General features: G+C 55.8%; 13 protein-coding genes. 6 read left to right on the top strand and 7 right to left on the bottom strand.

Translation table 11 applies throughout. From position 1 onward, the window contains the following. Positions 1-456: 456 nt before the first annotated feature. Positions 457-1,479, top strand: coding sequence for an HTH-type transcriptional regulator GalR (gene galR / locus SK54_RS06455; RefSeq protein WP_003862806.1), 1,023 nt, complete (start codon positions 457-459; stop codon positions 1,477-1,479). On the opposite strand, the gene SK54_RS06450 is transcribed toward galR, so the two are convergent. From SK54_RS06450 to SK54_RS06435, 4 genes are all read right to left on the bottom strand, one after another. Next, complete coding sequence (locus SK54_RS06450) at positions 1,434-1,910, bottom strand: GNAT family N-acetyltransferase (protein WP_048246919.1); 477 nt, start codon at positions 1,908-1,910, stop codon at positions 1,434-1,436. The two genes, galR and SK54_RS06450, sit on opposite strands and share 46 nt — an antisense overlap. Further along, complete coding sequence (locus SK54_RS06445) at positions 1,907-2,680, bottom strand: GntR family transcriptional regulator (protein ID WP_048246917.1); 774 nt, start codon at positions 2,678-2,680, stop codon at positions 1,907-1,909. The genes SK54_RS06450 and SK54_RS06445 overlap by 4 nt, the downstream gene beginning before the upstream one ends. Positions 2,681-2,758: 78 nt before the next feature. After that, positions 2,759-4,186: a glycoside hydrolase family 1 protein gene (locus SK54_RS06440; protein ID WP_048246915.1), complete on the bottom strand. Its 1,428-nt coding sequence runs from the start codon at positions 4,184-4,186 to the stop codon at positions 2,759-2,761. Between the two features lie 7 nt (positions 4,187-4,193). Then, the gene (locus tag SK54_RS06435) at positions 4,194-5,519 is read right to left on the bottom strand and encodes a PTS sugar transporter subunit IIC (RefSeq protein WP_048246913.1); all 1,326 of its coding nucleotides are present in this window, start codon (positions 5,517-5,519) and stop codon (positions 4,194-4,196) included. A gap of 299 nt (positions 5,520-5,818) precedes the next feature. Between SK54_RS06435 and SK54_RS06430 the strand changes: the two genes are divergently transcribed. Next, positions 5,819-6,856 (top strand): LacI family DNA-binding transcriptional regulator, encoded by a 1,038-nt coding sequence (locus SK54_RS06430; protein WP_003862814.1) that lies wholly within the window; start codon positions 5,819-5,821, stop codon positions 6,854-6,856. Here SK54_RS06430 and lysA read toward each other — a convergent pair. Continuing rightward, the gene (gene lysA / locus SK54_RS06425) at positions 6,826-8,088 is read right to left on the bottom strand and encodes a diaminopimelate decarboxylase (RefSeq protein ID WP_017692727.1); all 1,263 of its coding nucleotides are present in this window, start codon (positions 8,086-8,088) and stop codon (positions 6,826-6,828) included. The two genes, SK54_RS06430 and lysA, sit on opposite strands and share 31 nt — an antisense overlap. Before the next feature lie 120 nt (positions 8,089-8,208). Between lysA and SK54_RS06420 the strand changes: the two genes are divergently transcribed. Continuing rightward, positions 8,209-9,135, top strand: coding sequence for a LysR family transcriptional regulator (locus SK54_RS06420; RefSeq protein ID WP_017382857.1), 927 nt, complete (start codon positions 8,209-8,211; stop codon positions 9,133-9,135). Here SK54_RS06420 and SK54_RS06415 read toward each other — a convergent pair. Beyond that, positions 9,130-9,822 carry an aspartate/glutamate racemase gene (locus SK54_RS06415; protein ID WP_015571762.1) on the bottom strand — a complete coding sequence of 231 codons (693 nt, stop codon included), beginning with the start codon at positions 9,820-9,822 and terminating at the stop codon, positions 9,130-9,132. The two genes, SK54_RS06420 and SK54_RS06415, sit on opposite strands and share 6 nt — an antisense overlap. A gap of 135 nt (positions 9,823-9,957) precedes the next feature. On the opposite strand from SK54_RS06415, the gene SK54_RS06410 reads away from it, so the two are divergent. After that, entirely contained in the window at positions 9,958-10,281 is a 324-nt protein-coding gene (locus SK54_RS06410) for a cupin domain-containing protein (RefSeq protein ID WP_015571763.1), read from the top strand. 33 nt (positions 10,282-10,314) lie between these two features. On the opposite strand, the gene wzz(fepE) is transcribed toward SK54_RS06410, so the two are convergent. Then, complete coding sequence (gene wzz(fepE) / locus SK54_RS06405; RefSeq protein ID WP_048246910.1) at positions 10,315-11,451, bottom strand: LPS O-antigen length regulator Wzz(fepE); 1,137 nt, start codon at positions 11,449-11,451, stop codon at positions 10,315-10,317. 544 nt (positions 11,452-11,995) lie between these two features. On the opposite strand from wzz(fepE), the gene SK54_RS06400 reads away from it, so the two are divergent. Together SK54_RS06400 and SK54_RS06395 are read left to right on the top strand one after the other, a co-directional pair. After that, the gene (locus SK54_RS06400) at positions 11,996-12,886 is read left to right on the top strand and encodes a carbohydrate ABC transporter permease (RefSeq protein ID WP_006811834.1); all 891 of its coding nucleotides are present in this window, start codon (positions 11,996-11,998) and stop codon (positions 12,884-12,886) included. After that, positions 12,879-13,781 carry a carbohydrate ABC transporter permease gene (locus SK54_RS06395; RefSeq protein ID WP_032649385.1) on the top strand — a complete coding sequence of 301 codons (903 nt, stop codon included), beginning with the start codon at positions 12,879-12,881 and terminating at the stop codon, positions 13,779-13,781. The genes SK54_RS06400 and SK54_RS06395 overlap by 8 nt, the downstream gene beginning before the upstream one ends. Positions 13,782-13,788 lie beyond the last annotated feature (7 nt).

The raw sequence follows: 13,788 nt of genomic DNA, 5'->3' as shown, positions 1-13,788 counted from the left end.
ATCAATACCTCTGGGATCTTGATTGTGGCCTCCGGCGACAGGCTTCGCCAGCGGGAAAACGCAAGGGAATGAGCCGAAGTGCAACCAGGTGTGAATATTCTCTTTTGCTGTTACAGGTTGAACTTACAGGCAAAAAAAAACCTGCGTAAAACGCAGGTTGGTGTAAATCGTGTTAATCAACCGAAGTTGATTCCACCTATCAATACCTCTGGGATCTCGACTCTAGCAATTCACTACGCATCGTTGCTAACGGACAATCGCAACAGCCTGAGGCAAAGTGTAACTAAAGGTTCAGATTGACATTATTCAGACATGACTGGCCGTGTAACGATTACACCGTGAGGGATGTTCTGCTTCACGTTTGCAGAGGACGCCCACCCGCTCCCCTTGAATGCGCGCTGCTTTTCCGCAACACTAGTTAGTGTGTAAACGCTTACCCCTATAAGAAGGTATTGAATGGCGACAATTAAGGATGTGGCTCGTCTGGCCGGTGTTTCCGTCGCGACCGTCTCCCGCGTGATCAACAACTCCCCTAAAGCGAGTGATGCATCGCGCCAGGCCGTGCAGGACGCCATGGAAAACCTGAATTATCACCCTAACGCCAACGCGCGCGCCCTTGCCCAGCAGTCGACAGAAACCATCGGGCTGGTGGTCGGGGATGTATCCGATCCGTTTTTCGGTGCAATGGTCAAAGCCGTAGAACAAGTCTCTTATCACACCGGAAATTTCCTGCTGATTGGTAATGGCTACCACAATGAACAGAAAGAGCGCCAGGCCATTGAGCAGTTGATCCGTCATCGCTGTGCGGCGCTGGTGGTCCATGCAAAAATGATCCCCGACGCCGAGCTGATCCATCTGATGAAACAGATGCCGGGGATGGTGATTATCAACCGTATTATTCCCGGTTTTGAAACCCGCTGCGTGGCGCTCGACGACCGTTACGGCGCATGGCTCGCAACCCGTCATCTGATCCAGCAGGGCCATACCCGAATTGGTTATCTGTGCTCCAACCACCCAATTTCCGATGCGGAAGATCGCCTTCAGGGCTATTACGACGCGCTGCGCGAAGCCGGTCTGCCGTGCAACGATCGTCTTGTGGCGTACGGAGAACCGGATGAGAGTGGCGGCGAGCAGGCGATGACGGAGCTGCTGGGCCGCGGGCGGAATTTCACCGCCGTGGCCAGCTATAACGACTCCATGGCCGCCGGCGCAATGGGCGTGCTGAATGATAACGGGATTGACGTCCCGGCAGAAATTTCGCTGATTGGCTTTGATGATGTGCTGGTGTCGCGCTACGTGCGCCCTCGCCTGACCACCGTGCGCTACCCGATTGTGACCATGGCAACGCAGGCGGCAGAACTGGCGTTAGCGCTGGCCGAGCATCGCCCGCCACCGGAAATTACCCACCTGTTCAGCCCAACCTTAGTGCGCCGTCACTCGGTGGTATCGCCCGCGGAAGCCGTGAGCGAACAGCGATAGAGATGGACGGTTTTATCCGGGTATTCCAGCGCATCGCCAATGTAGTGCCAGCCGTAACGTTCGTAGAAGTCGCGGCAGGCAGACCAGAGATGAAGCTCGTGATATCCGGCGCGTCGCGCGTAGCCGATAACATGCCGCTGAAGTTTTCCCGCCAGCCCGTTTCCCCGGGCGGCTTCATCGACATACAGCGCAGCCAGCCAGGGGTGGAGATCCTGTCGGGAAATTAAATCGCAACGCCACAACCCAACGGTGCCCAGCAGGTGGTCATCCTCAACGGCAATAAAGGTGAACGGTAACTCGCCCGGCGTCAGGCTGTGCTCAACAATGCTCTGGAAAAAGGCACGCGGCATACCTTCACCAAACGCGTTCCAGATCCAGTCGATCACCCGCTGTGTAAACTGCGGCGCAGCGTGAAGCGGCAGTATATTCACACCAGTTTCCCCTGGAAAAGGGGGACCGATTCAAAGAGATAGCCGTCAAAATCGGGCGCGTCTTCGTCTGACAGCTCAAGCAGGCTCTTTTTGACGTTTTCAAGATGCTGGAACATCGCCTGCCACGCCCCCATCACGTCGCGGCGGCGGAGCGCACCGAGAATGGTTTGCCTGTCGCCGAGCCATTTCAGCCGCCATGCGCGGCTGGCGATGTGGCCATTAAACTGCTGCCACAGCGGGCTGCTGTCCATGTGATGCCAGACGCTTTCAACGGTCGCCAGCAGCATCTGGTTTTGTGTGGCTCCCGCCAGCACCAGGTGGAACATTTTGTTGTTGTCCTGGCTGCGATCGTCGGCGGCAATAGCCCGTTGCTCCTGCTCGATGATGCGGCGCAGGTTGTCGATATCCGCCCGCGTCGCCATTTTTGCGGCAAAGGCGGCAATGTTGCTTTCAAGCAGCTGACGCGCCTGGAGAATTTCAAACGGACCCACGTCACTGTTCAGAAAACGCTCTTCCTCATTTTCATGCTCCTCCGGAATGCGCATCACGTACACGCCAGACCCCTGGCGAATATCCACCGTCCCCTGTAGCTCAAGCATCAGCAGCGCCTCGCGCACGATAGTGCGGCTCACGCCATACGTCTCGGCAATGTTGCGCTCCGGCGGCAGACGCGATCCCACGGGATAATGCCCCTGGATAATCTGCGCCCGTAAATCCTCGCCAATCTCCTGGTACTGTTTTTTTTCCGGCAGGATGACAGCCTTATCCACGTTTTCACCTGTGTTTATCAGTTAATGCGCGGGCCGGACGTCCTCCCGGCCAGTTTTTGCGCTATTTTACCAGAAGGCTTACTTCCATTCATCGTCAACCCTGAGCGTCAGCACACGCTCATCTCGCAGCTGGCGGAACCAGGACGCTGATTTCTTTGCCCGCCGTGCGCGATGGTTTTCAAGGTCGATCTCAATAAGCCCGTAGCGGTTTTTAAACGCGTTCATCGGGGAGACGTTGTCGGTGAACGCCCACAGCATATAGCCGTGGCAGTTAGCCCCCGCCTCCCGCGCCAGCAGCGTGTAATAAAGATGTTCGCTGATAAACGCGATGCGGTACGCGTCATCGATAATCCCGTCGCGATTGCGAAACTGCGCTTCGTTCTCCACCCCCATCCCGCTTTCCGCTACAAACCAGTCAATGTTGTGATAGTCGTTTTTAATCCGCATCGCTATGTCATAAATAATGCGCGGGAAGATCTCCCAGCCGCGGGAGGTGTTCATCCTCCGCCCCGGCAGCTCGAACGGCTCGTAGTAGTACGCCGGATGGAACGGCGTCTCCGGGTGCCAGGCGCGGGATGGCGCTTTGACGCGGTGCGGGTAATAGAGGTTGATCCCTAGCTCGTCAACGGTGTTGTCGGCAATCAGCGCCAGCTCGTCAGCCGTGTAGTCCCACTGCACCTGATGCTGCGCCAGCAGGGTAAAAAGCGCCTGCGGATAGCGCCCGTGCACCAGCGGGTCGAGAAAGACGCGGTTATAGAACAGATCGTACATCTCTGCCGCCCGCACGTCATGCGGCGCGCGCGAGCGCGGATAGGTCACTTCCGGGTTAAGAATACAGCCCACCGAGCCGTCATACCCTTTCTCGCGAAACAGCTTCACCACTTTCGCCGTCGCCAGCAGCTTATGGTGGTTCCACTGCATCCAGGTGCTGGTGTTCTGCTCATAGGGCCAGCGCAGCGCGTCGAGGTAGACGCGCGTCTGGACCACAATCGGCTCGTTGAAGGTAAACCAGCGGGTGACTTTGCCGTGAAAGCGCTCAAACACCTTTTCCGCATAGCGAACGAACAGCTCGACGACGTGCTTCGACGCCCAGCCGCCGTAGGTCTCCAGCAGCACGCCCGGCAATTCGTAGTGTTCCAGGCAGATCATCGGCTCAATGCCCTGACGGTGCATTTCATCGAACAGCGCGTCGTAATAGGCGGCGTACTCTTCATCTACGGTGGCGTTTTCATAGTCGGTCAAAAAGCGCGACCAGTTGATCGAGGTGCGATAGTGCGTCAGTCCCGCCTGCTTCATCAGCGCCACGTCTTCGCGAAAGCGATTGATAAAGTCGGTTGCCACCGCCGGGCCGTAGCCGTTGTGCCAGACGTGACGATCGTTCTTGTACCAGAGATCGATCCACGAATCCTGCCCCGGCTTTTTGCCGCTCCAGCCCTCGGTCTGCCAGGCCGATGCCGCCGCGCCCAGCATAAAATCTGGCGGTATGGTTATCTGTTTTATGCTCATCCTGTCCTCATGCGTTATCGGTGGCTTGTTGCAGTGCGGCCTGATCTGCGCGGCGTGAGGCAATTTTCACAAACGGCAGATAGATAATCACCGCGGTCACGATGCAGATAAACTGGGTGATCACCGCCCCCATGGAGCCCGCGGTTGACAGCCAGGCGTTGATCAGCGGCGGCGTGGTCCAGGGCACCATCACCACGGCTTTCCCGGCAAATCCGGTCACGGTGGCAAAGTAGCCAATCGAGCCCGTCACCAGCGGCGTGATGATGAACGGGATAGCCAGGATCGGGTTGAGCATGACTGGCATCCCGAAGATCACCGGCTCGTTGATGTTAAAAATACCCGGGCCGATGGAGAGCTTGGCGATCTCCTTCATCTCTTTACGTTTGGTGGCAATCATGACGGCTATCAGCAGGCCGATGGTCAGGCCGGAGCCGCCGATGCTCATATAGACGTCCCAGAACGGCATGGTGATGATGTTTGGCACCTCTTTGCCCTGCTCGAACGCGCTCATGTTAACGGTGATTGCCCCCAGCAGCAGCGGCTCGCGGATCGGCTTGATCATCTGGTTGCCGTGAATACCAATCACCCAGAACAGCTGGGCGACAAACATCAGCAGCAGGATCCCCGGCAGGCTTTGCACCACGCGCTCCAGCGGCTGTTGCACCACCTGATAAACCGCGTCGTAGAGATACATACCGGTAATCTGATGAAACACGAAGCCAAAGGTGGCGATGGCGGTGGTGGTGATAATGGCCGGGAGCAACGCAGAGAACGACGCGGCGACGTTCGGCGGCACCGTGTCCGGCATCCTGATTTTCAGCCCCTTGCGGTTTTCCAGCCAGCAGTAAATCTCCACTGACAGGATGGCGATAAACATGCCGAGGAACAGGCTGCGGGTATCCGAGAACTGGCGCAGCAGCACGTCTTTCACCACGTGCATCTCGCCGTCCACCAGCATTTCCACCGTGGTCGGCGTTACGCAGATAAAGCAGATCACCGCCAGCAGGCCGGGGAACAGAGACTTAATGCCGTTAATACGCCCCAGTTCAATGCCGATTAAAAACACCGCGCCGATGTTAAGAAAGTTGAGCGTGGCATAGTTCAGCGCGCTGGTGATCGGCTTTAACGCCGCCAGAAACGACAGCGACTGAAAGCTCGCCAGGCCGTTTTTCGGATCCAGCACCATATTGGAGATCAGTACCGAGAACGCCCCCACAATGATGACCGGCATTAAGGTAATAAACGCAGACTTGATCGCCTGGATATAGCGATAGCTGTTGAAGGTGGTGGCAAAACTGCCCAGAGCGTCGATCAGTTTTTCCTGAAATGCCATAGGGTAATACCTCAGTAAAAGGGCTTTTATTGAATAAGATGGACAGCCGGATACTATTGGTATGCCAAAAATAGCGTCCACAGGCGCTTTGTTCTGTGATTAAGCTCTCAATGAGGTAAGAGGTATTCCAGATTGCGATTTATCACCATTTTGGCATGCCAATGACAGGCATTTATCCCGCGGGCGAGGATCGTTACCGAAAAGCGTGATCGTTATGGGGTTTTGCCCTTCCCACGTCGCTTATGCGCCGGATGGTCTGTGTTAAACTGCAAACCATTACGTGGAAACAGGAATTTCGAATGGCAACAATGCTGGATGTCTCACTGCGTGCGGGCGTGTCGAAGGCCACCGTTTCGCGCGTGCTGAACGGCACAGGTCAGGTTAAAGAGAGCACGCGTCAGCAGGTATTTCGCGCGATGGAGGAGCTGGGCTATCGTCCGAACTTTCTCGCGCGTTCGCTGGCTAACCAGACCAGCAACAGCATTGGTCTGGTCGTCTCGACGTTCGACGGTTTTTACTTTGGTCGTTTGCTACAGCAGGCGTCACGGCAGACCGAAAAGCACGGAAAACAGCTGATTGTTACCGACGGTCACGACGCCCCTGAGCAGGAAGAACAGGCGGTCCAGATGCTCGCCGATCGCAAGTGCGACGCCATCGTGCTGTATACGCGTTACATGAGCGAAAAGACGATCCTGAAGCTGATCAACAGCGTGCAGACGCCGCTGGTGATCATTAACCGTGAAGTGAGCCAGGCGGCGGATCGCTGCGTCTTCTTTGAACAGCAGGACGCAGCCTTCAAAGCGGTGGATTACCTGATAAGCCAGGGCCACCGGGAGATCGCCTGTATCACCGTCCCGATCCACACGCCAACGGGTAAAGCGCGACTGATGGGCTACCGTAAGGCGCTGGAGAAGCACGGTATTCGTCTCGACGAGCGGCGGATTAAATACGGCGATGCAGGCATGACGCGGGGTTACGAGCTGTGCAAGGAGCTGATTGCGGAAAAGACATCGTTCAGCGCCCTGTTTGCCTGTAACGATGATATGGCCCTGGGCGCCTCCAAAGCATTACACCAGGCAGGGCTGAAGATCCCGCAGGATATTTCGCTGTTTGGTTTTGACGATGCCCCCAGCGCAAAGTGGCTGGAGCCTGCCCTGTCGTCGGTGTATCTGCCGATCGACAACATGATCGTCACGGCGATCGACCAGGCGATCCGGCTGGCAAAAAACCAGCCGGTTGAAGCGATCCCGCCGTTCACCGGCACGCTGGTGTTACGCGATTCGGTGACGACGGGGCCCTGGTTTAATCAGACCAGCTCTAACGCCAGCAGCTCCTGAATGGTCTGGCGACGGCGAATCAGCCGCGCCACGCCGTTATCAAACAATACTTCCGGCAGCAGCGGGCGGCTATTGTAGTTGGAAGACATAGACGCCCCGTACGCACCGGTATCATGCAGCACCAGATAATCTCCCGGTTTTACCTCTGGCAGCGAACGGGTTTCGACTTTCCCGCCTTCCTGCTGAGTAAAGACGTCACCGGATTCACACAGCGGGCCGGCAACAACGGTCTCGATGCGCGGGGCGTTAACCAGATCGCGGCCATCGGCGGCAAGTGCGGTGATGTGATGATAGCTGCCGTACATGGACGGGCGCATCAGATCGTTGAAGCCAGCATCAATCAGCACAAAGTGACGGCTTCCCATCTCCTTCACGCTCCGCACCTGCGCCACCAGCACGCCGGCCTCGGCAACCAGGAAACGACCCGGCTCAATCTCCAGCTTCACCGCATGGCCCAGATGGGCGGCGATGCTGTCACGCGCGGCGCTCCACAGGCCGTAATAGTGATCCGTGTCGATCGCCTCTTCCCCTTCGCGGTAAGGAATCGAAAGCCCTCCCCCGGCGGAGATCGCCTCCAGATCCTGACCAAAATCGATAACCTGACGCACCATGGCGCCACAGACCTGCTCAAGATGGCCGTAATCCACGCCGGACCCGATATGCATGTGAATGCCCACCAGCTTGAGGTTGTAGCGTTGTAAAACCTCCAGCGCCGCAGGCATATCGGCATACCAGATCCCGTGCTTGCTGTTTTCGCCCCCGGTGTTGGTTTTCTGACTGTGACCGTGACCAAAGCCCGGGTTGATGCGCAGCCAGACGCGATGGCCAGGAGAGACCTGCCCAAGCTGTTCCAGCATATCCACCGAACCGGCATTGACCGGGATTTGCAGCTCGTGCACGCGCGCCAGCGTGGCGTCGTCAATCAGGTCAGCGGTGAAGACGATCGCGTCGCTGTCGGCTTTCGGATCAAAACCGGCCGCCAGCGCACGTTCGATCTCACCCAGCGATACGGAGTCAACCTTCACGCCCTGCTCGCGCATCAGGCGCAGAATATGAATATTGGAGCAGGCCTTCTGCGCAAAACGCACCACATCAAACTGATGCAGCGCGGCGATCTTCTCGCGGACAATCTGCGCATCGTAGACCCACACCGGGCAGCCGAATTCAGCAGGCAGGCGCAGCAGGTTATCGGCGTTTAAATCGGTCTCAGTCTGGTTGAGTGGGCGTGGCATGGTCGTCTCCGGAAATCTGTTTTTTATCATTACGCCATAGCCTGAAGAGAATAAAAAATATCGTTTTATCTTGAGTCTATGCAAAAATGATATGGACTACGCTCAGCCATCAGGTGCCCTATGCCCGCCGTTAACCTACGCCATATCGAGATTTTTCATGCGGTAATGACCACCGGCAATCTCACTGAAGCCGCGCACATGCTGCACACCTCGCAGCCGACGGTCAGCCGCGAGCTGGCGCGTTTTGAGAAAGTGCTGGGGCTGAAGCTGTTTGAACGCGCCCGCGGCAGGCTGCATCCAACGGTGCAGGGTTTACGCCTGTTTGAGGAGGTTCAGCGCTCCTGGTACGGGCTGGACAGGATCGTGAGCGCGGCAGAGAGCCTGAGGGAGTTCCGCCAGGGCGAGCTGTCCATCGTCTGCCTGCCGGTCTTTTCCCAGTCATTCCTGCCGGTACTGTTACAGCCGTTTCTGGCCCGCTATCCGGAGGTCAGTCTGACCATCGTGCCGCAGGAGTCGCCGCTGCTGGAGGAGTGGCTTTCGGCCCAGCGCCACGATCTGGGTCTGACCGAAACCCTCGTCACGCCAGCGGGAACGGAACGCACGGAGCTGCTGTCGCTGGATGAGGTCTGCGTGCTACCTGCCAGCCACCCGCTTGCCCACAAAGCGGAGCTGACGCCGGCGGATTTTCACGGTGAGAACTATATCAGCCTGTCGCAGACCGACAGCTACCGGCAGCTTCTGGATGGCCTGTTTGCCGAACATCAGGTGAAGCGGCGGATGGTGATGGAAACGCACAGTGCGGCGTCTATTTGCGCGATGGTGCGCGCGGGCGTGGGTATTTCGGTGGTGAACCCGCTCACGGCCATGGACTACGCCAGCAGCGGCGTGGTTCTGCGCCGTTTTAGCGTTTCCGTTCCCTTTACCGTGAGCCTGATCCGCCCGCTGCACCGGCCCGCCTCAGCGCTGGTTGATGCCTTTAGTGAACACCTGATTGCGCACGCGCGTCAGGTGGCGCTTCGCTTACCTGACCTGCAAAAACCACTATGACAGCATGAACTCCACCGCATCCGCGGCATGGATGGCGGCGGTATCGAAGACCGTTATCGGGCTTTGGTCTGCCGGCACCAGCAGGCCAATTTCGGTACAGCCGAAGATAACCCCTTCCGCCCCCTGCTGCGCCAGTTTCTCAATCACGCTGACGTACCATGCGCGCGACGTTTCGCTGAAGGTGCCCAGACACAGCTCATCAAAAATAATCTGGTTAATGCGCGCCCGGTCAGCCTCTTCAGGGATCAGGCTTTCAATCCCGAACTGGCTGTTCAGCCGCCCGCGGTAAAAATCCTGCTCCATGGTGTAGCGCGTCCCCAGCAGCGCCACGCGCGTCATGCCAGCGGCACGTATGGCACGCCCGGTGGCATCCGCGATATGTAAGAACGGCAGCGAACAGCGGTCTTCAATGTGCGACGCCACCTTATGCATGGTATTGGTACACAGCAGAATACCCTGCGCGCCCGCACGCTCCAGCCCAAGCGCGGCGTCCGCCAGCATCTGCCCCGCTTTGTCCCACTCCCCGCTCGACTGGCAGGCTTCTATTTCATGGAAATCCACGCTGTGCAGCAGCAGGCTGGCCGAATGCAGACCGCCCAGACGCTGTTTGACGCCTTCATTAATCAGGCGGTAGTACGGGATTGTTGATTCCCAGCTCATGCCCCCTAACAGACCGATCGTTTTCATCTTTCCTCCTGTGCGTTTCACCCAGTGAAGCAAACTTGTGATCGCCTTTCCAGTTATTTGGCTAAACGTTTCCTTTTCGCCGCGGGTGAGATAAATTAATTGAAACAATGTTTCATTACATAACAGGGCGAAAATATGTTTATTTTCCATAAAGAGACCACGCTTGAGGATCTGGGCAACGGCGTGACGCGTCGTATTCTGGCGCACGACGGCAGGATGATGGCGGTGGAAGTGAATTTCGAGCAAGGCGCGATTGGCCCGATGCATAACCATCCGCATGAGCAGCTCACCTACGTTCTCTCGGGGGAATTTGAGTTCACCATTGGCGAGGAGAAGCATGTGGTGATGGCGGGCGACACCCTCTATAAAGCGCCGCACGTGATGCACGGCTGCGTTTGCCTGAAACCCGGCACCCTGCTGGATACCTTTACGCCGGTTCGCGAAGATTTCCTGAAATAAAAAAAGGCGCTCAGTTGAGCGCCTTTTTTGATGTTATTCCGTAACCGGCTCAGGAAGTTGTTCCGGCAGCGGGTTGCGGGTGCTCATTGCCTCGCGCAGCAGCACGCTGCCACAGGCGAACAGTCCACCCAGAATACACGCCAGCAGCACGATCAGGGCTTTGCCCGGGCCATCTTTTTTCACCGGCATAGAAGGTGAAAGCTGGTATTTGAACGGCTCCAGGCTCACATCTTCGAAGGAAAGTTTTTGCAGCTGTGCCAGATAGTATTCGCGGTTCTGGAAATCGGCGTTCAGCTCAGAAACGTCCTTCAGATTTTTTTCAATCTGCAATTTCTGCGCAATCCCGTCCGCACCGAGGGCGACGGAATAATCCGGATCGTCTTTCACCGCCTGTCCATTGCTGTAGACCGGCTTTTTGATCCCTGCCGCGTTCGCCACTTCCAGCGAGTAGTTCAGGCGTTGCAGGTTGGTATTATGGATATTTGTCAGACGGACCCGATCCAGCTCCAGCTGCTGCTGAACCGTTTTGGTTCTCAGGATCAGCTGATCGCGAATGTTTTGCATGGTCTCCTGCTCGACGATGCGGGAGATGTACTGAATGTAACCATTCAACACTTTCTGCGCGTCCTCTGCCGTTGGGGCAGTGAAGCTTAACGTCCAGGAGAGGTACGGTGCTTTATCGGCATTTTTTTCCTGCGTGTTATCAACGGCTTTCATCTTTTCGGCAATATTGACCACCGCGCGGTGCAGCTCCAGCGGGTCAACCTGAGCGCCATCGAGCTGAGCCATCACGTAAGGTGAGCTCTTCATGTACTCTTCAAGCAGAGACTGGGACTGAAACTTTTTAACAAACAGATTAAACACATCCGCACGGGTAATTTTCACGTCGACATCAAGCACCTGGAGCGCCACCATCATCTGGCGTAGCGAACTCCACTGCGTCTGTTCCGCGGGCGTAATGACCGCTTTACTGGTCCATTTTTGCGGTATCAGAAAGGCGATTGCCAGGCCGACCAGTGCAAATGCAAAGACAATGGTGATGATGCGTTTTTTTGCTGCCAGCAGGACGTCCAGCAGACCCAGAAGATCTATTTCTTTAGCGCTGACCGCCGGGGGAGCATAGTGACGAAAGTTGAGATCCGTATGTTTTTTGAAATCCATCGCTGACATAACTGTTCTTCTTTTAAGGATGCAGTGAAATTCTGCCTGACTGGTTCCGGTGTAACAAATCATACAAGAATGTAAGAATTATCTGAATGACGAATTGGTACATCTGTAGACCTGCTATCAGATCTGGTAGTTAGCCACGCTGCGTGACTATTCTTATTCCCGCTCCCTTTTTGCTTCGTTATCTCTTCCTCATGGCCGGCGGCAAAGCTTCGTGAAAAGTCAAAAATGCCACCTCCCTCACTATATTGAAACAGCGTTTCGACGCCGATCACATTTCCACCATTAAGCGAATGACGCAGAAATAAATCGCAATAATATAAAATAAAACGATGTTTTAGTATCCAAGAACGCCGGTTCATCTCTTTTGAAACCAGAAGCGCTTACAGCACAAAGAAAGACAAAAAAGCGTTAAAAAACAAACATAGATTTCGCCGTTGCCAGACGTTGCACCCTGAATTTGAGCTCTCATGCCGCGCATCGCAGGCCTGGGAAAATGTAACAAAGCAGATTTCGTATTAAACCATTGATTGCCAGGTAGGTATGTATGAATGAAAACAAGCTGCTGGGGCTCGCATGGATATCACCCTACATCATCGGGCTGATACTCTTTACGGCATTCCCCTTCGTCTCATCGTTTTTCCTCAGCTTTACGGATTACGATTTGATGAGTCCGCCGGTGTTTAACGGCATTGAAAACTATCGCTACATGTTTACCGAAGACACGCTCTTCTGGAAATCCATGGGCGTGACCTTTGCCTATGTATTTTTAACCATCCCGTTAAAGCTCGCCTTTGCATTAGGCATTGCCTTTGTCCTGAACTTTAAATTACGCGGCATCGGCTTTTTCCGAACGGCCTACTATATTCCGTCGATCCTCGGCAGTTCCGTCGCCATTGCCGTATTGTGGCGCGCCTTATTTGCCATTGATGGTCTGCTGAACAGCTTTATCGGTGTATTTGGCTTTGATCCGGTGAACTGGCTGGGCGAGCCGTCGCTGGCGCTGATGTCCGTTACCCTGCTACGTGTCTGGCAGTTCGGTTCCGCGATGGTCATCTTCCTGGCCGCGCTGCAAAACGTCCCGCAGTCCCAGTATGAAGCGGCGATGATCGATGGCGCATCGAAATGGCAGATGTTCATGAAGGTGACCGTGCCGCTGATTACGCCGGTGATCTTCTTCAACTTCATCATGCAGACCACGCAGGCGTTCCAGGAATTTACCGGGCCGTACGTGATTACCGGCGGCGGGCCAACCTATTCGACCTATCTGTTCTCGCTCTACATCTACGACACCGCGTTTAAGTATTTCGATATGGGCTATGGCGCGGCGCTGGCGTGGGTCCTGTTCCTGGTGGTGGCTGTCTTCGCCGGTATCGCCTTTAAGTCGTCGAAATACTGGGTGTTCTACTCCGCCGATAAAGGAGGCAAAAATGGCTGATATTCAACAACTCTCCACGGCAAGAAGCGTCGCCGAACGCGAAGTGGCCCGCACGCTGCGCAGAGAGAAAATCAACGCCACCGTTCGCTATGTGATCCTGCTGGCTGTCGGCCTGCTGATGCTTTACCCGCTGGTGTGGATGTTCTCCGCGTCGTTCAAACCGAACCACGAGATCTTCACCACCCTGAGCCTGTGGCCAGCCCACGCCACCTGGGATGGTTTCGTAAACGGCTGGAAAACCGGCACCGAGTACAACTTCGGCCATTACATGCTGAATACCTTTAAGTATGTGATCCCGAAAGTGATCCTGACCATTATCTCCTCCACCATCGTGGCGTACGGCTTTGCCCGCTTCGAGATCCCGTGGAAGAAGTTCTGGTTCGCTACGCTCATCACCACCATGCTGCTGCCCAGCACCGTGCTGCTGATCCCGCAGTACCTGATGTTCCGTGAAATGGGCATGCTCAACAGCTATATGCCGCTGTACCTGCCGCTGGCCTTCGCCACTCAGGGGTTCTTCGTCTTCATGCTGATCCAGTTCCTGCGCGGCGTCCCGCGTGACATGGAAGAGGCGGCGCAGATAGACGGCTGTAACTCCATTCAGGTGCTGTGGTACGTGGTGGTGCCGATCCTGAAACCGGCCATTATCTCCGTCGCCCTGTTCCAGTTCATGTGGTCCATGAACGACTTTATCGGGCCGCTGATTTACGTCTACAGCGTGGATAAATACCCCATCGCACTGGCGCTGAAAATGTCCATCGACGTCACCGAAGGCGCGCCGTGGAACGAAATTCTGGCAATGGCGAGCATCTCCATTCTGCCATCCATCATTGTCTTCTTCCTGGCACAGCGCTACTTCGTACAGGGCGTCACCAGCAGCGGAATTAAAGGTTAAGAGGGAA

Source organism: Enterobacter sp. MGH120, from assembly GCF_001037725.1.
Taxonomy (GTDB): Bacteria; Pseudomonadota; Gammaproteobacteria; order Enterobacterales; family Enterobacteriaceae; genus Enterobacter; species Enterobacter hormaechei_C.
This window is presented reverse-complemented; position numbering and strand designations above follow the sequence as displayed.